This is a genomic window from Polaromonas sp. A23 (assembly GCF_002001015.1).
Taxonomy (GTDB): Bacteria; Pseudomonadota; Gammaproteobacteria; order Burkholderiales; family Burkholderiaceae_C; genus Polaromonas.
Window position 1 is genome coordinate 98,744 of the sequence record NZ_MUNO01000005.1, and the last position, 21,530, is coordinate 120,273.

Below are 21,530 nucleotides of genomic sequence, written 5' to 3' on the forward strand. Positions count from 1 at the left end.
AACAATCGCAACTAAGACCCAGCTGACAATGGCTATCGGCCAATTTGGCTGGGAGCCTGACCTGACGCGGCATCGACAAGCGCCGGACCCACCACGGCGTCCAGCTGTTCACGCAGCCAACGGTGCGCCGGGTCCTGCTGGTAGCGGATGTGCCAGATCGCGTACATGGACATGCCGGGGCAGGGCAGGGGCGGCGGCCAGCTTCAGCCTGTGACTGTTGGGGTCGTGGAAATGAATCGACTTGAAGAGCAAGGGTCAGGCCAGCAGCGCCGCCAGATCAAAGGCTGCATCGCCCGCCTGCGCGGCAGTAGGGGTCTTGCTCTTGTCCATCAGTTTGCGCGCGAGCAGGTGGTCCTTGCCGGCATTGACGCTGTCCACGGCAATGAGGCGGCCCTGTCGGAAGTGGTAGACACTGAAGCTGGCCGAGTCCATGTCGCCGCGCACCGCCCATTCATCGGCGCCCGCCGAGAGGCCGGCCATCTGCAGCTTGCGGTCGTACTGATCGCTCCAGAACCAGGGCGTGGCGGTAAACGGCCGATCCTGGCCCAGCAGCGCTGCCGCTGCGCTCTTGCCTTGCTCTGTGGCGTTCTGTACCGACTCCAGCCGCAGCAGCGTGCCGTCGGGCAGCCGGCGCGCGGTGCAATCGCCCGCGGCGGCGATGTCGGGGTCGCTGGTGCGGCCGCAAGCGTCCACCACGATGCCGCGGTCGCATTCGAGCCCCGCGGTGCGCGCCAGCTCGTCGTTGGCGGAGACGCCGACACCCATCACCACCAACCCTGCGGGGCAAACGCTGCCGTCAGCCAGGCGCACGCCGGTGACCGCGCCGTCGGTGCCGGCCTCGATTGCCGCAATCGCGGCGCCGAGCACCAACTGCACGCCATGACCACGGTGCAGGTCGGCGTACCAGTCCGATAGCACCGGGGTGAGTGCGCGGCCCAGCAGCCGCGGCGCGGCTTCCAGGACCGTCACGTTCAAGCCCTTCTTGCGCGCCGTGGCCGCGACTTCCAGCCCGATGAAGCCGCCGCCGATCACGACCACGGGCAACTGCCCGGCCATGCATAAGGACAGGCGTTGCGCGATGGCGTCCGCGTCGTCGCGCGAACGCAATGCCTGCACGCCTTGGGCGGTGGCGCCCGGCATTGCCAGCGTGCGCGGCGTCGAGCCCGTGGCGAGCACCAGCCCGTCGTAGGGCAGGGCGCTGCCGTCGGCCAGGCGCACATGGTGCGCGCCGCGGTCGATGGCGGCCACCGCCGCACCCGTGCGCAGCGCGATGTTTTTTCTGGCCAGCGCTTCGGGGGCGCGCATTACCAGTTGCGCAGCATCCATCTCGCCGGCCAGCCAGGCTTTGGACAGGGGTGGTCGGTGGTACGGTCCATGGGCCTCATCGCCCAGGACCGTGACAGACCCCTCGAAGCCGCCTGCGCGCAGGGCCTCGGCTGCTTGCAGGCCGGCCTGGCCCGCGCCGACCACCACGATTTCGCGTCTCACCTGCGCCATGGCTATTTCTATTCCTGGGTTTCAGGAAGATGCACCACCAGGCCATCAAGCGCGGGCGAGGCCTTGAGCTGGCAGGCCAGGCGGCTGTTGGGCCGCCGTGGCGCGGCGGTGTTTTCCAGCATCGCCAGCTCCGTCTCACTGGGCGGTGCAAGATCGCCCAAGCGCGCCTCGTCGACATAACAGTGGCAGGTGGCGCAGGCGCAGGACCCGCCGCATTCGCCCAGGATGCCGTCGATGCCGTTGGCGGTGGCGCCCTGCATCAGGCTCCAGCCGTCAGCCAGGCCGATGGTTGTGGATTGCCCGGAGGCTTCGATATAGGTGATGTTGGCCATGGCTCAGTCCACCGCCAGGTCCAGCACCAGCGGACTGCGGAACGTGGAAGAGGGCATCCATGCCAGCTGCTCGGCGACGCGGTGGTAGTTGGGGAACACCTTGTGGAATTCCTCGAACGCGATCTTCACCGAGAGGCGGGCGATCGCGGTGCCCAGGCAGGCGTGCACGCCGCCGCCAAAGCCCAGATGGCCGCGCGGCTTGCGCGTGATGTCATACGCGTCGGGGTTCGGATACTGGCGTTCGTCGCGGTTGCCGCTGCCATAGGCGAGGCAAACAAAGTCGCCGGCCTTCATGGTCTGGCCATGCAGCGTGACGTCCTTCATCAGCCGGCGGCGGAAGCGCTGGGCCGAGGTGTTGAAGCGCAGGCTTTCCTCGATCGCGTCCGGCAGCAGGGCCGGGTTGTCGATGACTGCCTTGCGCGCTTCGGGATGGTCGGCCAGGTTCAGTGCGAACATCATCATGAAGCCGCCCAGCGACTCCACGCCCGCCATGATCAGCGTGGTGGTGGTCAGCAGCACCTCGCGCTCGTCGAGGCGGTCGCCATCGATCTCAGCCAGGGCGAAGTTGGAGATCAGGTCGTTGCGCGGTGCGGCGCGGCGCAGCGCGATCACCTTGCCGGCATAGTCCTGCATCCAGTTGTAGGCGGCGATGTGTTCCGGCCCCTTGTTGCGGGTGTGCGGATCGCTCTGCACCATCAGCACCGCCTTCTCGCGCACGGTCTGCTCGTCCACCAGCGCTTCGTCGCCAGTGGGCAGGCCCAGGGCCGTCATCAGCACGCGTACCGTGAACTTGGCCGAGAAGTCCTTGAAGTCGAACTGTGGCTGCCCACGCAGTTCCTCGGCTGCGCCCTTGGCGATCGCACGGATCGGCTCGCCCAGGCTCTCCAGGTTGCGCTTCATGAACGCGTGCTGGATCAGGCCGCGCAGACGGTCATGCCGCGGGGGATCGGTTGTGCCCAGCGTGGCGCCGGCGCGGTTGGGCAACTCAGTCATCAGGTTGCCGCTGGCCGACGAATAGGTCTGCCAGTCCTGTCCCGCGGACACGATGTCCGAATACCGGGACAGCACCCACATCTGGGCCTCGGGGCTCCAGAAGCACGGGTGATCGTCGCGCAGGCGCTTGTAGTAGGGAAAGGGATCGGCGTCCACCGCCGGCGAGTAGGGGTCGAAGCTGAACATGGTTGTCTCCTTTTTTGACGACGGGCCGCCCCTAGGCAAAAACCCCCTCGGAGGGGGCAGCGAAGCGTGGGGGCATGTGCCTCAGGTGGGGCAACTTTAAGGTGCGGGTAGCGGCTTGGCACTGCAAAAAGACTGGTGAAAACTTGCACTTTTCGTTCAAAATGAACCCACTGTGGTCAAGCCCTATTCGTCCGCCATCCCCTCTTTCGCCCTGTATGGCGAGGCCGCGTCGCCTGGGCAGGAGATGCTGCACATCGAAGAGGTGCAGTCGCGCAGCCGCCTCTATCACTGGGAGATTTCGCCGCACGTTCACCAGGGGCTCTATCAGGTGTTATGGGTGCAGCGCGGCGAGGCCGCCATCGCGTTGGACGAGCGGCGTGAGGTGGCTCGGGGACCGGCGGCTACGGTCGTACCGCCGGGCGTGGTGCACGGGTTTCGGTTTGCGCCGGATACCGACGGGCTGGTTCTGACGCTGAGCCCGCGCTTTCTGGTGGAAGGGGAGTTTCAGTCGGTGGGGGAAGCTTTCCGAAACCTCTTTTCCACCCCCGGGGTGCTGCGCTTCGAGGATGGCGAGGCGGCTGCGGTGCGCCTGGATGCATTGCTTCGTGAACTGCATGCGGAGTTCACTTCGCCTGGCAACGCCGAGGCTCCAGTGGCGGGCTGGCTGGCCCGCGCCGTCGTGTGGCGGCTGGCGCAGGCGCGCGCGCAGGGCCGGCAGTCGGGCGAGGGGCGCGGGCGGCACCAGGCGCTGTTCACCCGCTTCCTGCTGCTGGTCGAGGAGCACTTTCTCGCGCACTGGTCGCTGGAGCAGTACGCGTCGCGTCTGGGGCTGTCTACGGCGCGGCTGAATCGACTGGCCCGTGCGGAGAGCGGGCGCTCGGCGCTGGAGCTGATTCATGAGCGGCTGACGCGCGAAGCCTGCCGTCGGCTGATGTACATTGCCGCGCCCGCAGCCAATCTGGCGGCGGAACTCGGCTTCGAAGACCCCGCGTATTTTTCGCGCTTCTTCAAGCGGCGCACGGGCCTCAGCCCACACCGCTGGCGGCAGGCGCACCGCGGCAGCGAGCCGCTCTCAGGCTGACGCCTCGTTTTCCAGCGCCAGGGCCGGGCCCACCACGGCGTTCAGCTGTTCACGCAGCCAGCGGTGCGCCGGGTCCTGCTGGTAGCGGATGTGCCAGATCGCGTACATGGGCATGCCGGGGCAGGCCAGGGGCGGCGGGCAACTGGCCAGGCCCTGCAGGGTGTGGCGCGCCAGCAGGCCGGGCACGGTTGCAAGCAGCGGTGTGCCGCGCAGAAACGCGGGCAGTGCGCTGAAGGACGGCACCATCACCGTGAAGTGCCGCTTCAGGCCGCGTGCCGCCAGAACCTGGTCGATTTCCAGGCTGCGGCGCGGCTCGTACACCACGGTGGCGTGACTGGCGGCCAGGTAGTCGGCCTCGGTGCACGGGGCCTCACGTACCGCCGGGTCGTAGAAAACCCGGTACTGGTCCTCGAACAGCCGCTTTTGCACAATGTCGCTGCCTTCGGGCGGGCGCGGGCTGATGGCCAGCTGGCAGTCGTCGCTGCGCAGCATTTCCAGCCGCGGCACCGCTGACGGAATCACGCGCAGCACCACACCCGGCGCCTGCGCGCGCAGGCGCGCAGCCAGCGCAGGCAGCAGCAGGTCGCGCTGAAAGTCATTGGCGGCGATGGTGAAGGTGGTTTGCCACTGCGCCGGGTCGAAGTTACCGAGCCGGGCAAAACGTTCCAGGGCGCCCAGCAATTCACGCGCCGGTGCGGCCAGAGCCTCGGCGCGCGCGGTGGCCACGATGCCGCGGCCGGCCTTCACAAACAGCGGGTCGCCGGTGACGGCGCGCAACCTGTCCAGGCCGTGGCTTACAGCGGACTGCGTCACGCCCAGGCGCTGCGCTGCCGCGGTCACGCTGCCGGTTTCGAGCACGCTCAGCAGCAACTGCAACAGCCGGGCGTCCAGGCCGGATCCATCGGATTCATTCATGGGTTTCATCAGCATTCATCGGTTTATCTTTTGTAATCGGGCGGCAATACTGGGGTACTGATACAAGTCAAGCCCAGGAGATTTCCATGTCCTATTCCCCGCCAAAGCCGATTCCCGGTACCACGCTGTTTGACGGCGAGCAGGCCCAAAAAGGCTATGCGCTCAACAAGATGTGTTTTTCCTTCAACAACGCGGACAGCCGTGCGGCCTTCAAGGCCGATGAGGTGGGTTACATGCTTCGCTACGGCCTGAACGAGCAGCAGGCCCAAGCCATACGTACGCGCAACGTGCTGGGCCTGCTGGCGGCCGGCGGCAACGTGTATTACCTGGCCAAGTTCGCCGGCATCCTGGGGCTGGACGTGCAGGATCTGGGCGCCGCGCAGACCGGTCTGAGCAAGGAAGCCTTCAAGGCGCGCCTGCTCGCGCAGAACGATCAACCCGCCACACTGTTGGCCTGAGGAAAAGTACCATGGCAAAAATCATCGGTGGCCTGACCACCTCCCACGTGCCCGCCATTGGCGGTGCGATCGCCCGGGGAGCCCAGCAGGAGCCTTACTGGAAACCTTTTTTTGACGGCTTCCTGCCGGTGCGGGCCTGGCTCGACGAGGTCAAACCCGACATTGCCGTGGTGTTCTACAACGACCACGGCCTGAACTTCTTTCTGGACAAAATGCCGACCTTTGCCGTGGGTGCCGCGCCCGAGTACCGCAATGCCGACGAAGGCTGGGGCATCCCCACGCTGCCGCCGTTCAAGGGCGTGCCCGCGCTGTCCTGGCACATCATCAATGCGCTGGTGGACAAGGAGTTCGACATCACGACCTGTCAGGAAATGCTGGTGGACCATGCTTTCACGCTGCCGCTCAAGCTGTTCTGGCCCGAGGGGCCGTGCCCGGTGCTGACGGTGCCGATCTGCATCAACACCGTGCAGTTTCCGCTGCCCAGCGCCAAACGCTGCCTGGCTTTGGGCAAGGCGGTGGGCGAGGCGATTGCCTCGTGGGACAGCGACAAAAAGGTGGTGGTGATAGGCACCGGCGGCCTGAGTCACCAGCTCGATGGCGAACGTGCCGGTTTCATCAACAAGGCCTTTGACCTGAAATTCATGGACAGCCTGATCAGCGAACCCGAGTGGGCCGCGCAATACAGCATCCATGAACTTGTCGAAAAAACCGGTACCCAGGGCGTGGAACTGCTGATGTGGCTGGCCACGCGCGCTGCCGTGCCCGGCCGCGTGCGCAAGGTGCACACCAATTACCACATCCCGATTTCCAACACGGCCGCCGGCATGATGGCGCTGGAGGCGTTGGACTAGAACAGATCGGTTCTACTGCTCTCAAAAAAATAGCGCCTCACGCCCGGTATATAAGGGCGTGAAGCGCTTTTTGATCGTCAAACCCGGGGCGGGGCCCGGAAATGCCGCTTACAGCGTGTCGATAAAGCTGCGCAGCTTGTCCGAACGCGAAGGGTGCTTGAGCTTGCGCAGCGCTTTGGCTTCAATCTGGCGGATGCGTTCACGCGTCACGTCGAACTGCTTGCCGACTTCTTCCAGTGTGTGGTCGGTGGACATTTCGATACCGAAACGCATGCGCAGCACCTTGGCTTCGCGCGGCGTCAGGCTGTCGAGAATGTCTTTCACCACATCGCGCAGGCCGGCCTGCATCGCGGCTTCCAGCGGTGCGGTGTTGGCGCTGTCTTCGATGAAGTCGCCCAAGTGGCTGTCGTCATCGTCACCGATCGGTGTTTCCATCGAGATCGGCTCTTTGGCGATCTTCATGATCTTGCGGATCTTGTCTTCAGGAATCTCCATCTTGGCGGCCAGGATGCTGGCGTCCGGCTCGAAGCCGAATTCCTGCAAGTGCTGGCGCGACAGGCGGTTCATCTTGTTGATGGTCTCGATCATGTGCACCGGAATACGGATGGTGCGGGCCTGGTCGGCGATGGAGCGTGTGATCGCCTGGCGAATCCACCAGGTGGCGTAGGTCGAGAATTTGTAGCCGCGGCGGTATTCGAACTTGTCGACCGCTTTCATCAGGCCGATGTTGCCTTCCTGGATCAAATCGAGGAACTGCAGGCCGCGGTTGGTGTACTTCTTGGCAATCGAGATCACCAGGCGCAAGTTGGCCTCGATCATCTCTTTCTTGGCGTCGCGCGAGTTGGTCTCGCCTTCGTTCATGCGCTTGTTGATGTCTTTCAACTGGCCGAGCGGCACCACCACGCGGGCCTGCAACTCACCAAGCTTGGTCTGCAGTTCCTGGATCGGGGGAACGTTGCGCGCCATGATGACGGACCAGGGCTTGCCGGAAGCAACTTGCTTCTCAACCCATTTCAGGTTCAGCAGGTTGGGCGGAAAGTCCTTGATGAAGACTTCTTGCGGCATGCCGCATTTCTCGACGATGATGCGGCGCAGCTCACGCTCTTTTTTGCGCACATCAAGCACCTGGCCGCGCAGCAGGTCGCACAGCTTTTCAATGGTTTTGGCGGTGAAACGCACAGTCATGAGCTCGTCGCTCAGGGCCTTTTGCGACTTCACATACGCTGGTGTGCCGTAGCCTTCCTTGTCGTAGGTTTTGTGCACTTTCTCGAAGTGGGAGGCGATGGTGTCGAAGCGGCTCAGCGCTTCTTTTTTCAGCTCTTCAAGCTTTTTGGTCAGTGCCTTGGAGCCACCTTTGCCGTCGTCGTCGTCTTCTTCGTCGAACTCGTCAAAGTCTTCCTCGGCCACGTAATCGTCGGCTTCGTTGGGGTTGGAGAAACCATCCACCACGGTGGAAATGACAATCTTGCCTTCGCGGATGTCTTCGCCCAGGCGCAGGATTTCGGCAATCGTGGCCGGGCTTTCCGAGATGGCTTCCATCATCTTCATCAAGCCGCCTTCGATGCGCTTGGCGATTTCAATTTCGCCTTCGCGTGTCAGCAGCTCAACCGTGCCCATCTCGCGCATGTACATGCGCACGGGGTCGGTGGTGCGGCCGAACTCGCTGTCCACGGTGGAGAGAGCCGCCTCGGCGGCTTCTTCAGCTTCTTCTTCGGTGGAGCCGGCCGGGGCGTTGGCGGTGATCAGCAGGGTTTCAGCATCAGGCGTCTGCTCGTACACGGCCACGCCGAGGTCGTTCAGGGTGACGATGACCGCGTCCAGCGTTTCGGCGTCGATCAGCTTGTCGGGAAGGTGATCGGAAATTTCGCCGTGGGTCAGGTAACCGCGCGTTTTGCCGAGCTTGATCAGCGCCTTCAGGCGTGCACGGCGCTTGGCCATGTCTTCTTCGGACAGGACGGTTTCGTCCAGGCCGAATTCTTTCATCAATGCGCGTTCTTTCGCCTTGCTGATCTTCATGCGCAGCGGTTTGACCTTTTCAGTCGTCTCCGCAACCGGCTCGCCAACCAGATCGTCCTCGATGTCGGACATGTCTTCGTCGCCTTCACCCTTGATGACCACCTTGGGCTTGCGGCCGCGCTTGGCGCCGCCGGCTTCCACCGCGGCAGCGGGGTTTTTCGGCGGGCGGCCGGGTTTTTTCTTGACAGGCACGTCGGCCACAGCGGCGGTCGCGGTGACCTTCAGCTCAGCTTCTTTTTTGGCAGCAGGTTTGGCAGTTTTGGCGGGGGAGGCGGAAGACTTGGTCGGCACAGGGGGCACTTTCTTGACAGGCTTTTCAGATTTCGGGGGAGCTTTGGACGCAGCGGCTTTTTTGCCTGGAACTGGTTTGGATATGGCGGTTTTTCGGGGTTTTTCAAGCTTGCTGGCGGCCTTCTTGACGGGCGGTCGGGCTGCAGGCTTGGCTGCGGCTTTGGACTTGGGCACGGCTTTGACGGACTTGCTGGACTTTTGAGCAGGCATGGCGAACTCCCGATGTAAAACTTCCTTCAACAGACTGGGTTCCCGGCACCTGACGGGGGTCAGGACACAGGCACAAAAAATGCCCGCGCCGGATGGCTGGGCATTCAGGAGACTGCCGGATTTGAGAGTTATCTCAAGCCCGACAGGCTCCACGGCAAGTTGTTTGGGCGAACATTTGGTGTGCAGTCCTTGCGGGGAAGTTGCCCTTCAACCTGTGAGGTCCCGTTCTTGCGGGGGGCGGGTGCCGGAGGTGCTGCTGTCGCGCTTGCCGTAGCGGAAAATCGGATTATACCCTGTTGCCTAATTTTTGGGCAATAAAAATGCGAAATTTCAGCTTGTTTTCAGAAGGGCTGAAAGCTCTTCATAACGTTGCCTGGCCGCAGGGTCGGCCATGACCCGGGGCAGCAAATCGACCATTTCCTGCTGGCGCTTGAGCTTGAGGAGCTGGTCCAGAATGCTGCGGATCTCGGCCCAATCGTCCTCAATACCTTCATGTATCTGCGAAATTTGGTCAACGGCGTGTTTTTCGTGCGGGTGCTCGCGCAGGGCCTCGCGCAGGGCCGCCCAGGGTTGGGGGCCGTGTTCATGCAGCTGGCTCTCCAGCCAGACGAACAGGGGCCCGTGGGGGGCAGGCAATTCTGAAAGCAGCACGTGTTCCTCGCCGCTGAGCTTGTCCCAGCTTTGGGGGTCGGTCAGCATCAGTCGCAGCACACGGTCTTCGCGGCTGGCCGGCAGCACCCGCCCGGCGATGCGGCGGGCGGGACGGCTGCGGGAGGCAGAAGACGATGGGAAGGAGGACGGACCTGCCAGGGCGGGCAGCGAAGCGGCGTAAGCGCTTTCGTCATGCAGATCGGCAAAATTGCCGTGGAAATCCTCAAAATGCGGCGCTGCGCCTGAAACTTCAGATGTTTTTGGCCGTTGGCCCTTTCCGGACGGGCGCGAGCTGCTATTGTTTTTGTAGCTCCCTGAGGCCGGTTGCCAGATCTGCAGCAACTCGCGGCTGTCGATCAGCACCTGGTCGGCGATTTCGGCCAGCAATTGGCGCTTGAGCGTGCCGTCGGGCAGCAGGCTCCAAAGCGGGCGCGCATTGCTGGCCATGTGGGCCCGGCCTTCGGCGGTGTCCAGGTCGCAGCCTTCGGCGGCGGCTTCGAGCATGAATTTGCTCAGCGGCACGGCCTTGGCGACATAGGCGGCAAAAGCCTCCTGGCCGTGCTCGCGGATGTAGCTGTCAGGGTCATGCTCCTGCGGCAGGAAGAGGAACTTGACGGTGCGCACATCGGTGGCAAAGGGCAGGGCTGCGTCCAGCGCCTTGCGCGCGGCGCGCCGGCCGGCGTTGTCGCCGTCAAAGCTGAAAACCACGGATTCGGTGAAGCGGAACAGCTTTTGCACATGGTCGGCCGTGCAGGCCGTGCCCAGGGTGGCCACGGCGTTGGCAAACCCGAGCTGGGCCAACGCCACCACGTCCATATAGCCTTCGGTAACCAGCGCGTAGCCGTGTTCGCGCAGGGCGGGGCGGGCCTCGAACAGTCCGTAGAGCTCGCGGCCCTTGCTGAACACCGGTGTTTCGGGGGAGTTGAGGTACTTGGGCTTTTCGTCGCCCAGCACACGCCCGCCGAAGCCTATGCATTCGCCCTTGACGTTGCGGATGGGGAACATGATGCGGTCGCGGAAACGGTCGTAACGCTTGGCCTCGCCCTGGGCGTTTTCCTCACCTGGCTCGCCGGTGATGACCAGGCCGCTTTCGACCAGCAGCGGGTCGTTGTAGTCGGGAAACACGCTGGCCAGCGCGCGCCAGCCTTCGGGGGCGTAGCCCAGGCCAAAGGTTTTGGCAATTTCGCCGGACAGGCCGCGGCCCTTGAGGTACTCAACGGCCCGCGGCGCGTTGCGCAGGTGCTTGATGTAGGCGTTACCGGCTTTCTCAAGCACGCTGGTCAGCGTGGCCTGCTGCTCACGCATCTGGGCGGCGCGGGCCCTGTCCTGCGGCGAGACGTCGTCTTCCGGCACCTGCAGGCCGTATTGCTGCGACAGGTCTTTCACCGCCTCGATAAACGTCATGCCGCCGTATTCGGTCATGAACTTGATGGCGTCGCCGCTGACACCACAGCCGAAGCAGTGATAGAACTGCTTGCTCGGGCTGACGGAAAAAGAGGGTGATTTTTCCCCGTGGAAGGGGCACAGGCCCATGAAATTGGCGCCACCCTTCTTGAGCTGCACGTGGCGGCCGACGATATCGACGATATCGGCCCGCGCAAGCAGCTCCTGGATGAATGATGAGGGAATGGCCACGGCTGTATTGTGCCCCGGGAGGCTGGGGCCATGCCCCGCGCACGTTGTTGCAAGACTGTCAGCCTTCGGCGCCGCTGCGGGGCTACCATGGCCGGCCAACCGGCGAAGCCGGCGACCTGTCCGGAGGAGACATTCATGCCCAGCATTTTTGACCAGGACCTGCCTCGTACCGAGGCCAACCACGCGGCACTTTCGCCGCTGTCGTTCATTGAACGCGCTGCCGAGGTTTACCCCGGCCGGCCGGCGGTGGTGCACGGCAGCCTGCGCCGGAGTTGGTCAGAGCTTTTCACGCGTTGCCGGCAACTGGCCAGCGCGTTGCAGCGCAGCGGCATAGGCAAGGGCGACACGGTGGCGGTGATGCTGCCCAACACGCCGCCCATGGTGGAGGCGCATTTCGGCATTCCGGTGACGGGCGCGGTGCTCAATGCGCTGAACACCCGGCTGGACGCCGAGACCATTGCCTTCATGCTGGACCACGGCGAAGCCAAGGTGCTGATCGTGGACCCGGAGTTTGCCGCGGTCATGAAAAAGGCGCTGGCCCTGCGCAAGGCCACCACGCCGCTGCTGGTGATTGACGTGCAGGACGCGCAGTACACCGGGCCGGTGGAACGTTTGGGCAGCATCTTCTACGACGAGTTTGTCGCCGGCGGTGATGCATCTTTCGAATGGCGCCTGCCTGCCGACGAGTGGGACGCGATTGCGTTGAACTACACCAGTGGTACTACCGGCAACCCCAAGGGCGTGGTGTATCACCACCGCGGCGCAGCCATCAACGCGATCAGCAACATTCTGGAATGGGACCTGCCCAAACACCCGGTGTACCTGTGGACGCTGCCGATGTTTCACTGTAACGGCTGGTGTTTTCCGTGGACGGTGGCGGCGCGTGCCGGCGTCAACGTCTGCCTGCGCAAGGTGGAGGCGGGCGCCATTCTGAATGCGATCAGGGACCACGGCGTTACCCACTACTGCGGTGCGCCCATCGTGCACGGCATGTTGGTCAACGCGCCTGATGAAATGAAAGCAGGTCTGCCGCGCGGCGTCAAGGCCATGGTGGCAGGCGCTGCGCCGCCGGCCTCGATGATCGAAGGCATGGAGCGCCTGGGGTTCGACCTGATTCATGTCTACGGCCTGACCGAAACGTATGGCCCGGCCACTGTGTGCGCCAAGGACGAGGCCTGGGGCGAGCTGGACATTGGCGAACGCGCCCGCCTGAATGCGCGCCAGGGCGTGCGCTACCACCTGCAGCGTGACGCCCGGGTGATCAACCCCGAAACCATGCGGCCGGTGCCGCAAGACGGTGAGACCATGGGCGAGATCATGTTCCGCGGCAACATCACGATGAAGGGTTACCTGAAGAACCCCAAAGCTACCGAAGAAACGTTTGCCGGCGGCTGGTTCCATACTGGCGATCTGGCGGTGATGTACCCCGACGGCTACATCAAGATCAAGGACCGCAGCAAGGACGTCATCATTTCCGGTGGCGAAAATATTTCGTCCATCGAAGTGGAAGACGTGCTCTACCGCCACCCCGACGTGCTGGCTGCAGCCGTGGTGGCCAAGCCTGACGAGCGCTGGGGTGAAACTCCGTGTGCCTTCGTCGAGCTGAAATCTGGCGCGACGACGACGGCGGCCGATATCGTGGCGCATTGCAAAAAGCACCTGGCGGGCTTCAAGGTGCCCAAGGCCGTGGTGTTTGGAGAGTTGCCGAAAACCGCCACCGGCAAGATCCAGAAATTCGAGCTGCGCAAGCAGGCCGGATCTGCCGCGGCCATTGACGTGTGAGGGCTCCGCGAGAGGATTTGCTATGATAAATATAGCTACTGGCGCCCGTAAGATAAGGGCCTGAGGCAGTTTTTATTGTAGAAAAGGCCGCCCATGACCCCCGGACCCCAAGCTGCCTATGTGTTTCGCCACCCCGGCGCCTTCGCCTTGCGGGTGTTGCTGGGCTTTCGCGCCAACCAGGGCCTGCTGCTGGCCGGTGCCGTGGCTTACTACGCCTTGCTGTCCATCGTGCCGCTGCTGATCCTGATGGCGATTGCGCTGTCGCATGTGATTGACCAGTCGGCCTTGCTGGAGGCGTTGGGCCGATACATCGGCTGGCTGGCCCCGGGGCAGTCCGAGTTCATTGTTGCCGAGCTTGCCAACTTTCTGGCGCACCGTGAAGTGGTGGGCTGGCTGCTGCTGGTGACCATGCTGTTCTTCAGTTCGCTGGCGTTCACCGTGCTTGAAAACGCGATGTCGGTGATCTTCCTGCATCGCGTCGCGATACGCAGGCGGCACTTCGTGGTTTCTGCGCTGCTTCCTTACGCCTACATCCTGTGCCTGGGCATCGGCCTGCTGATGGTGACATTGGTCTCTGGCAGCTTTGAGGCCCTGGGCGACAAGAGTATGGAGTTTCTCGGCTACAGCTGGTCGCTCAGCGGTTTTTCAGGCGTGCTGCTTTACCTGTTGGGTCTGGTGGGTGAAATCTTGCTGCTGACTTCGGTGTACATGGTGATGCCCGTCGGCAAGCTGTCGCTGCGCCACGCGCTGATAGGCGGCGTCACCGCCGCGCTGCTGTGGGAGGTGATGCGCCATCTGCTGGTCTGGTACTTTGGCACGCTGTCGCAGGTGGGCCTGGTGTACGGCTCGCTGACGACGGCGATCGTGGTGCTGCTGAGCCTGGAGCTGGCCGCCACGCTGCTCCTGTTGGGTGCGCAGGTGATCTCGGAATACGAGCGCATCGGCACGGCAAAGCAGGACGCGCCGGCCGAGCCGATGCGGACGGACTAGCCAGAGCGCAGTGCAGTCCCGCCGGACCTATCGGCGCGTGAGTCAAGCTTAGGAAGGCCGGCCTGGTTCGGATGTGCGAAAAGGCACCGTTTTGTGCAAACACCCGCGGCAAAGGCGGGGCATGCGCGGATTCATGGGGGTCTCCCCGGTTCAGGCCAGGCTGCGCAGATCGCGCAAGTGCTCCGGCACGCTGAAGCGCACCTCACCGCCCCAGGCCTCGTCGATCAGCGCGCTGAAGAAGAGGCGCGACAGGCGTGCGTGGGCCTGTCTGTCGGGCGCGGCGGCGTTCCAGAAGCGATGCCAGAGGACCGGTAACTTCAGGATCAACCAGTCGAGCAACGCGTGGCCTGCCACCGGCGCCACGCCCACACGGGCCGCGCCTTCCTCGCCCAGCAGGCGCAGCAGATACACGCGCGGCGCCAGGCCCAGCCCCAGCAGGCGCAATGGCCAGGGCAGCAGGCCGCGCATCATGTCCAGGTCGGCGCTCGTCAACAGCACGCCATCGGGGTTTTGGGCCGCCGTGCTGAGCTCGGGCTGGAAGGCGTTGCAGAAATCACGTCCCTCCTGCAGGGTGGCCGGCATCCACTCGGGGCGAATGCCCTGCATCTGGCCGTACATGCGCCAGAGGTAGAAGTAGTCTTCGGCATCCGCCTCGGACAACTGCACGCCAAGCTCGGCCAGGCCGTCGATCACATGCACCGAGAACGTCATGATGGTGAAAGTCAGGTCGAGCTGACTCACCGGAACACCGAACTGCGCCTCGAAGCCGGGCAAGCGGCGCCGCACGACCTGTCGGACCCCCGCGTGCAGCAACCGCATTTTCTGCGCAGTGACCACGGCGCGCGCGCCGGGAGCGAAAGCCCCGGGCTGGGCGATGTTGACCAGCATCTGCAGCACGCCCAGGGCGCGCTTGTACGGGCGCCGCTCCAGGTTGTGCGTCAGGTGCAGGACATGGGACAGGCGCGGCGCGGCATAGCCGCTGGGCAGGCTCTTGAGCAGCAGCGCCAGGGCGCACAGCATCGCGTTGTCCATCATCACCAGCGCGCCCCGCTCGATGCGCGCCAGGTCCAGGCCGGCCGGCAGGTCGCGCGTGGCGGCGACAAAATCGAGCAGCTCGGGCGGCGCGTCGGCCGGAATTTGCGCGTCGTCAGCGGCGAAGGAACGGAAAACGGCGCTGATGCGCGAAACCTCGCCCTGCAGCGCGGAGGCCTGCTCCAGCGTGCGGTCGGCCGCCTCGTCGCCGCAACGGCGCATGGCTTCCAGAAGTTCGGGGGTCCATTCACGCATAGTGCGTACCTCGCTTGGTTTCAACGGCAGGAAAACTGGATCATGGCACCGGCGCAAGGGCCGACCAGCCGCCAGGCGATCACTACGGAAGGGATCATCCACAGGCCTGCCAGCACGCCCAGGCCGATGCTCCACGGCCAGCTGTGCGCCACCGCCTGCCGGTGGATCCACACCAGCGGCAGCGAGAGCAGGAATTCGGAGACGATGATGTACAGCGGCGCGTTCAGGATCATCGGCGTGTTCACGTACGACCAGTAGAGCGCGTCGTGCGCCAGGTGCTCGTACAACGGGATGCTGCTGCCGCCCAGCAGCGCGCACAGCAAGGTGGCGCGGGCGGTCGACATGCGTTGCGACAACCAGCCGCCGATGACGCCGATCTGGGCCAGCACGATGGTCCAGGCGAACGGCATATACAGCGGCGAATCCCACACCATCGGCTCGTCCCTGGGGTACAGCAGCGTTCGGGTGTTGGCGACCAGCCAGGCGTCGGTGGCGATCTCCAGCCAGCCGGCCACGAAGCCGATGACGAGCCAGCGTGCCAGCACGGGGTCGCGCCGGTATGCAGTCCAGGCCACCATCACGGCGAAGCTGAACGCCGTGCTGGCCAACGCAAAGCGCGGCCCGGCGTGCGTCAGCGCGCCATAGATATTGCTGGCGACCACCAGCGCCATGGCGGCGATGACGAACCGGATGCGGGTGCTGTCTTCATTCTTCATGTGGGGTTTCCAGGGTCTTGGTCGATACGCTCCAGGCTGGCGACGGCGCGGTCGCGCCAGGCCTGGGCGCCCATCTGTTCTGCGCTGGCGACGGCGGCGCGCAGGCATTCCAGCGCACGAGTGCGTTCGCCCAGGCCGGCCAGCGCCATGCCGCGCAGCCGGTGCAGTTCGGGCACCCAGCAGCGTTCGCCGGTGGCGGCGATGTCCAGGCCCGCGTCAGCCGCCTCCAACGCACGGACTGTGTCGCCGGCTGCGAGCCAGGCATCGGCCAGCAGCGCGCTGAACAGCGGGCGCAAGTTGCGCGCACCGGTAGCGCACCAGGCATCGAAGCCCCGCTGCATCTGCTCGATACCGGGCGCCGCCGGCCCTTCCCGGGCCGCGCCCCAGCCCTGTAGCACCGAGCCCATCACCTGCCAGGCGCTGAAAGCCTGTTCCTGGGCGATGGCGATGGCCTGGGCGGCCGACGCGCGCGCGCTGGTGGTGTCACCCTCCAGCACCGCCAGCAGCGCGTCGCCGCACCACAGGAAAGCCGCGTCATACTGGGCCAGTGCTGGCGCCATGCTGCGCAGGCGCGCCGCGCCGGCGTGGGCGGCGGCCGTGTCGCCCATCAGCCAGCATGCCAGCATGTCGAAGGCATGGCACATCACGCCCGGGTCGGTCATGGCGCGCACGCTGCGGGCGGCATGCTGCGGCGTGCTGTACAGCGCGATTCCCTTCGCGAACTCGACGCGCGCCGGACCCAGGTCGCCTTGGTAGAACAATGTCATGCCCGCAGTGGTGGCCGCCACCAGGCTGGGCATGGGCTGCGACGCCTGCCGGGCCAAGGCGCCGAGCTGGCCGCTGACGGTGCGCGCCTCATCGAAGCGGCCGCGCATCAGTTCATAGCCCCACAGGCCCCACAGGGGCACCAGCAGCTTGGGCGCGTTGCCGATGCTTTCGCACAACCGCCTGGCACGCATGTAGGCCTGCTCGACCCGCGAGTCCAGCACGCTATGCACGGCCATCAGGGCCGGAGCGAGTACCAGCTGGAGCTCCAGCTCCAGCGCCAGGGAGGCTTCGTCCGTGCGCGCATCGCCTAGCAGCGCCAGCGCGCGGCGGGCATGGGCGGCTGCTTCCATGCAGGCCGAACTGGACAGCGCGATCTGGCCGGCGCGCAGGAAGTGACCTGCCGCCGCCTGCACCTGGCCCGCCTCGGCATAGTGGTGAGCCAGCACTTCAGGCTGGTGTTCGCCGGCGGCGGCGTCTTCGGCCAGCAAGGCCTGCGCAACGCGCAAATGGCAAGCCTGGCGCGCGCTGCGCAGCAGGGAGGTATAGGCCGCGTCCTGCAGCAGCGCGTGGCGGAACGCGAAGGCCTCGCCGCCGTCCCCGGCCACCGGCCTGAGCAGGTGCGCCTCGACGCTGCATTGCAGCGCCAGCGCCAGCATCTCGTCGACCAGTCCGCACACGGCGCGCAGGCGTTCCTGCCCGAAATGGCGACCGATCACCGCGGCCTGCTGCAGCACCTGCTTGGCGGTCAGCCCTAGGCGGTCCAGCCGCGCCAGCGTCTGTTCATGCAGCGTCGCCGGGATCTCGTCGCCCCCGGCCTCCAGGACCGAACGGGTGAACTCCTCGACGAACAGGGGGTTGCCTTCGGAGCGCGCGACGATACGGGCCACGGCCTCATCAGCCAAGCCCCGCGCAGGGTCCAGCGCGCGCACCATCTCGGCCGCTTCGCCGGGCGTGCAGGGCTCCAGCGTGAGTTGCTGCACCCGGCCGCTGTCCGGCCAGGGGGCCCGGAACTCGCCGCGCGCGGTCAGCAGCAGCATCAGCCCTCGGCCGAGGTCGCGCTGCAACAGGCGGCCCAACCATTCCAGCGTAGAGGGATCGGACCAATGCAGGTCTTCGACAATCAGCAAGGTAGGCCGTTGCGACGCCACCGCGCTCACCACCCTGCTGGCCGCGCTGAAAGTGCGTTCACGTAACGCCCGAGCGCTCAGCGGCGGCGCCGACGGGTCGGGCGGCAATTCGATTGCCAGCATCCCGGCCAGTGCTGCCAGCGCGGCCGGATCGGTGATGCCCACGCTTGCCAGCGTCGAGGCCAGCGCGGCGATGCGGGCCTCATGGCTGTCGGTGGACGCGGCCCCGATGACGCGGACCAGCAACTGGGCCAGGGGGGCGAAAGGCGTGTTGACGCCATGGGCCGAGCAGCGCACCAGCCAGACATTGCTGCCGTTGCCGGCCACATGCGCCCGCAGCTCGCGCGCCAGGCGCGACTTTCCGATGCCCGGGTCGCCGACCAGCAGCAGGCAGTTGCCAGCCTGCGTTGAAGCCGCGCGCCACTGCCCGCGCAACAGGTCCAGTTCGCGGGCACGGCCAAGCAGAGGGGCCTGCCCAACCGCGGCAGGATCGTCGTCACCATCGGTCTGCAGCGGGCCAATGACCTTGTACAGCCGGATCGGTGCCGCAATCCCCTTGAGGCTCTGGCCGCCCAGATCCAGGCAGCGAAACTTCGACTTCACGGCACCCTGCGTGGCCGCGGTGACCAGTACACCGTTGGCTGGGGCCAGCGCCTGCAGGCGGGCGGCGATGTTGGGGGTATCCCCCAGCGCAAGGTATTCGCGCTGGCTGCCGCTGCCCACGTCGCCCATGACCACCGGCCCAGTGTGCAGACCCACCCGCACCTGCAGTGCCGGGTGGCCTTGCCGCACGGGCAGTGCACCGACGGCCGCCACCAGGTCCAGCGCAGCCTGCACGGCGCGGGCCGCGTCGTCCTCGCCAGCCAACGGGTAGCCGAAATAGGCCACTATGCCGTCGCCCAGGTGCTGCGCAATGTGCCCCTGGCGCCTGCGGATCGCGTCGCCCGCCGCCAGTTGGTAGGCGCCCAGCAGGGTGTGCCAGTCCTCGAGGTCAAGCTGGCTGGCCAGTCCAACCGAGCCGACCAGGTCGCAGAACATGATGGTGAGGCGCCTGAACTCGGGCGCCACGGCCACAGTGACCGACGCCCCGCACTGGTTGCAGAAGCGGGCGGTGTCCGGGTTTTCGTGGTGGCAGTTGGCGCAGCGCATCGGAATGCCCATAGTGTCGCACTTCCTGGTTGCCGGCACGCCCAGAACGAGTAAGGCAGGATTCCCATCACGGTGAACGCGGTGATGGATGAGCCCACCAGACCAGCCACCGAGCCGCTCAAATAAAAGACGGCGGCGGCGTTGCGCTTTTGCAGGGCCAGCAAGCCAGGAGCCAAGGCGGTCACTCCGAATACAACGACCCACGCGATCGCACTGAAGACAACCGCCCGATTGCCAGGCTGTGGCGGCAGTTGCTCAGTTCTTCTGGAGAACGCTTACGCGTCGTAGCTTGCCCGCTCCACCATCCGTTCGAGCGTGTACACGTCGCTGATCAGCAGTCCTTCTGGATGTTTTATGAGTAGGCCCCGCTTCGCCAGCAAGGACATTTCGCGCGTCACTTGCTCGCGGGTCGTGCTCACTCGCGCAGCGATGGTGGCGTGCTGGCCAGCGCGAAACGCCGGCCAGCCCGATATGCTATTAAAAAAGTAGCTGCTTGCGCCCGTGGAATAAGGGCGAAAGCCACTTTTTACTCTCAGTCTCCCATCACCACGCCTTCGCGGCGTGGATCGGCGCCGCCTAGCCACAGGGGTGTGCCGTGCGCCTGGCCGCGTGTGATGGCTTGCAGGCCGCTGGTCATGTTCATCTCGCGGACCTCGGCGCCGCGGGCTTTCAATGCTTCCACCGTGGCGGGCGCAAAGCGCTTTTCTTCAAGCAGTGACGGGCCGTTGAGCGAGCCGAAATTGGGCAGGTTGATGGCCTGCTGCGGCATCATTCCCCAGTTGAGCACGCCGTAGATCGTCTTGGCGGTGTAGTGGATGATCAGCGCGCCGCCGGGGCTGCCGCCGCTCATCACCAGCTGGCCGGTGGCCTTGTCGAACACCAGTGTCGGCGCCATCGACGAACGCGGGCGCTTGTTGGGCTGCACGCGGTTGGCGACCGGCTTGCCTTCGGCATCGGTGGGCGCAAAGCTGAAGTCGGTCAGCTCGTTGTTCAGCAGAAAGCCCCTGACCATCTGGCGCGCGCCAAACGCGTCTTCAATCGTGGTGGTCATGGCAATGGCGTTTCCGTAGGCATCAACAATGCTGATGTGCGAGGTGCCGTATTCGGGCTGGTCGGGCATGGGCGCGTAGGCGCTTTTCATGCCGCCGGGCAGGCCGGGCTTGGCGACCTTCATGCTCTGTCCGCCGGGCTGGGCAGCAATGAGTTTCGCGCGGTCAGCCAGGTAGGCAGGGTCCAGCAGGCTCATCCAGTTGCCGCCCGGGGCCTGCACAAAGTCAGGGTCGCCCAGGTACTGCGCGCGGTCGGCAAAAGCCAGGCGCGAGGCCTCGGTGTACAGATGCAGCCAGTCTGCGGAAGGTGTGGGTCCGGGAACGCCCGCAACACCGCTGGTGCCCGTCACCAAAGGCTGGCTGGCGGCGGCGGTGTTGCCCAGAATGCCGAGAATCTGGCCGACGGCGATGGCGCCGGAGCTTGGCGGGGGCATGCCGCAGATACGGTAGTCGCGTGTCTGGGCGCGGTAGTCGTGGCAGATCGGTTCGCGCTTTTTGACCTGGTAGCCAGCCATGTCGGCCATGCTCAGCTTGCCGGGATTGGTGGGATGGCCCTGTACCTTGGCAACGATGGCCTGGGCCACGTCGCCTTCGAGCAGGCCTTTGGAGCCGGAGGATGCGATTTTCTTCAGCACATCAGCGAGGGGCTGATTGCGCAGCGTGGCACCTACGTCGTGCGGATCACCGTTGGGTTTGTAGAAGTAGGCCGCGGCGACCGGGTCTTTTTTCAGGTGCTGCTCGGTCTTCAGCAGGGTATTCAGCCGCGCGCTAACCTTGAAGCCGCCTTCGGCCAGGGTGATGGCAGGAACAAACAGCTGTGCCCACGGCAGGCGGCCGTATTGCTTGTGCGCGACCTCCAGCATGCGGACGGTGCCAGGCACGCCGACCGAACGGCCACCGACCACTCCGTCGATGAAGGCCAGGGGTTTGCCGTCTGCGCCAATGAAAAGCTTTTCATCAACGGCCGCCGGTGCGGTTTCACGGCCGTCAAAGGCTTCGACCTTGCTTCCGCTGGAATGCAGCATGAATGCGCCGCCGCCAATGCCGCTCGATTGCGGCTCGACCAGTGTCAGCACCATTTGCACGGCAATGGCGGCGTCAATCGCGGAGCCGCCGGCTTTGAGCACCTGGTAGCCCGCATCGGTGGCCAGCGGGTTGGCCGCGGCGACGGCAAATTTGGTGGTGGCCCAGCCCGGCTTTTCGGTGTAGCCGGAAGCGCCCTCGGGCTGCTGGGGCACGCTGTAGGCAAAAGGCGGTGCCGATGCGCAACCGGCGGCCAACAGGGCGGCAGCTAGTGTGGTGGCAAGAAGAGGGGTCTGGAAAGCGGGGCGCGTGCGCGCGAGAACATTGTTTTTCATGGCTTCTCCGGGGGGTGGGTGAGGTGCCATGGTAAACCCAAGCTCCGCAGTGCGCAGCGCGGGCATGCCCGGGGGGTGCGTTGATTTTTGTAAGTAGCTGAAAAAACGGCCGATTGACTTTCTTGTGAGTCAATCGGCCGTTAGCCCTTTGGAAATATGGGCTAGCTGCTACCAAATAAGTAGCAATG

At 65.0% G+C, this 21,530-nt stretch carries 16 protein-coding genes; 5 read left to right on the top strand and 11 right to left on the bottom strand.

All coding sequences use genetic code 11. From position 1 onward, the window contains the following. Positions 1–32: 32 nt before the first annotated feature. The 4 genes from B0B52_RS22770 to B0B52_RS01970 form a co-directional block, all read right to left on the bottom strand. Entirely contained in the window at positions 33–167 is a 135-nt protein-coding gene (locus tag B0B52_RS22770; protein WP_256387512.1) for a hypothetical protein, read from the bottom strand. Between the two features lie 88 nt (positions 168–255). Continuing rightward, entirely contained in the window at positions 256–1,497 is a 1,242-nt protein-coding gene (locus B0B52_RS01960; protein ID WP_077591926.1) for an NAD(P)/FAD-dependent oxidoreductase, read from the bottom strand. Positions 1,498–1,505: 8 nt separating this feature from the next. After that, positions 1,506–1,829, bottom strand: coding sequence for a 2Fe-2S iron-sulfur cluster-binding protein (locus tag B0B52_RS01965; RefSeq protein WP_077591927.1), 324 nt, complete (start codon positions 1,827–1,829; stop codon positions 1,506–1,508). Positions 1,830–1,832: 3 nt separating this feature from the next. Beyond that, a complete protein-coding gene (locus B0B52_RS01970) occupies positions 1,833–3,008 on the bottom strand; it encodes a cytochrome P450 (RefSeq protein WP_077591928.1) in 1,176 nt (391 codons plus the stop codon). A gap of 172 nt (positions 3,009–3,180) precedes the next feature. Here B0B52_RS01970 and B0B52_RS01975 point away from each other — a divergent pair, with 172 nt between their 5' ends. Further along, a complete protein-coding gene (locus B0B52_RS01975) occupies positions 3,181–4,089 on the top strand; it encodes a helix-turn-helix domain-containing protein (RefSeq protein ID WP_077591929.1) in 909 nt (302 codons plus the stop codon). On the opposite strand, the gene B0B52_RS01980 is transcribed toward B0B52_RS01975, so the two are convergent. Next, positions 4,081–5,013, bottom strand: coding sequence for a LysR family transcriptional regulator (locus tag B0B52_RS01980; protein WP_077591930.1), 933 nt, complete (start codon positions 5,011–5,013; stop codon positions 4,081–4,083). The two genes, B0B52_RS01975 and B0B52_RS01980, sit on opposite strands and share 9 nt — an antisense overlap. A 77-nt stretch (positions 5,014–5,090) precedes the next feature. Between B0B52_RS01980 and B0B52_RS01985 the strand changes: the two genes are divergently transcribed. Both B0B52_RS01985 and B0B52_RS01990 read left to right on the top strand, forming a co-directional pair. Next, positions 5,091–5,462, top strand: coding sequence for a protocatechuate 4,5-dioxygenase subunit alpha (locus B0B52_RS01985; protein ID WP_077591931.1), 372 nt, complete (start codon positions 5,091–5,093; stop codon positions 5,460–5,462). A gap of 11 nt (positions 5,463–5,473) precedes the next feature. Further along, positions 5,474–6,313, top strand: a complete 840-nt coding sequence (locus B0B52_RS01990; protein WP_077591932.1) for a class III extradiol dioxygenase family protein — start codon at positions 5,474–5,476, stop codon at positions 6,311–6,313. Between the two features lie 108 nt (positions 6,314–6,421). On the opposite strand, the gene rpoD is transcribed toward B0B52_RS01990, so the two are convergent. Together rpoD and dnaG are read right to left on the bottom strand one after the other, a co-directional pair. Then, the gene (gene rpoD, locus B0B52_RS01995) at positions 6,422–8,830 is read right to left on the bottom strand and encodes an RNA polymerase sigma factor RpoD (RefSeq protein WP_174575461.1); all 2,409 of its coding nucleotides are present in this window, start codon (positions 8,828–8,830) and stop codon (positions 6,422–6,424) included. A 330-nt stretch (positions 8,831–9,160) separates the two neighbouring features. Beyond that, positions 9,161–11,116 (bottom strand): DNA primase, encoded by a 1,956-nt coding sequence (dnaG, locus tag B0B52_RS02000; protein ID WP_077591933.1) that lies wholly within the window; start codon positions 11,114–11,116, stop codon positions 9,161–9,163. A 135-nt stretch (positions 11,117–11,251) separates the two neighbouring features. Here dnaG and B0B52_RS02005 point away from each other — a divergent pair, with 135 nt between their 5' ends. Further along, a complete protein-coding gene (locus B0B52_RS02005) occupies positions 11,252–12,898 on the top strand; it encodes an acyl-CoA synthetase (protein ID WP_077591934.1) in 1,647 nt (548 codons plus the stop codon). Positions 12,899–12,991: 93 nt separating this feature from the next. Further along, positions 12,992–13,888, top strand: a complete 897-nt coding sequence (locus tag B0B52_RS02010; protein ID WP_077591935.1) for a YihY/virulence factor BrkB family protein — start codon at positions 12,992–12,994, stop codon at positions 13,886–13,888. A gap of 150 nt (positions 13,889–14,038) precedes the next feature. On the opposite strand, the gene B0B52_RS02015 is transcribed toward B0B52_RS02010, so the two are convergent. The 4 genes from B0B52_RS02015 to ggt form a co-directional block, all read right to left on the bottom strand. Next, positions 14,039–15,175, bottom strand: a complete 1,137-nt coding sequence (locus B0B52_RS02015) for an oxygenase MpaB family protein (RefSeq protein ID WP_077591936.1) — start codon at positions 15,173–15,175, stop codon at positions 14,039–14,041. Positions 15,176–15,195: 20 nt separating this feature from the next. Beyond that, entirely contained in the window at positions 15,196–15,891 is a 696-nt protein-coding gene (locus tag B0B52_RS02020; protein ID WP_077591937.1) for a hypothetical protein, read from the bottom strand. Next, complete coding sequence (locus B0B52_RS02025; protein ID WP_077591938.1) at positions 15,888–18,947, bottom strand: adenylate/guanylate cyclase domain-containing protein; 3,060 nt, start codon at positions 18,945–18,947, stop codon at positions 15,888–15,890. The genes B0B52_RS02020 and B0B52_RS02025 overlap by 4 nt, the downstream gene beginning before the upstream one ends. 520 nt (positions 18,948–19,467) lie before the next feature. Next, on the bottom strand, positions 19,468–21,342 hold the full coding sequence (ggt, locus tag B0B52_RS02030; protein WP_077591939.1) for a gamma-glutamyltransferase: 1,875 nt from the start codon (positions 21,340–21,342) through the stop codon (positions 19,468–19,470). Positions 21,343–21,530: the final 188 nt, after the last annotated feature.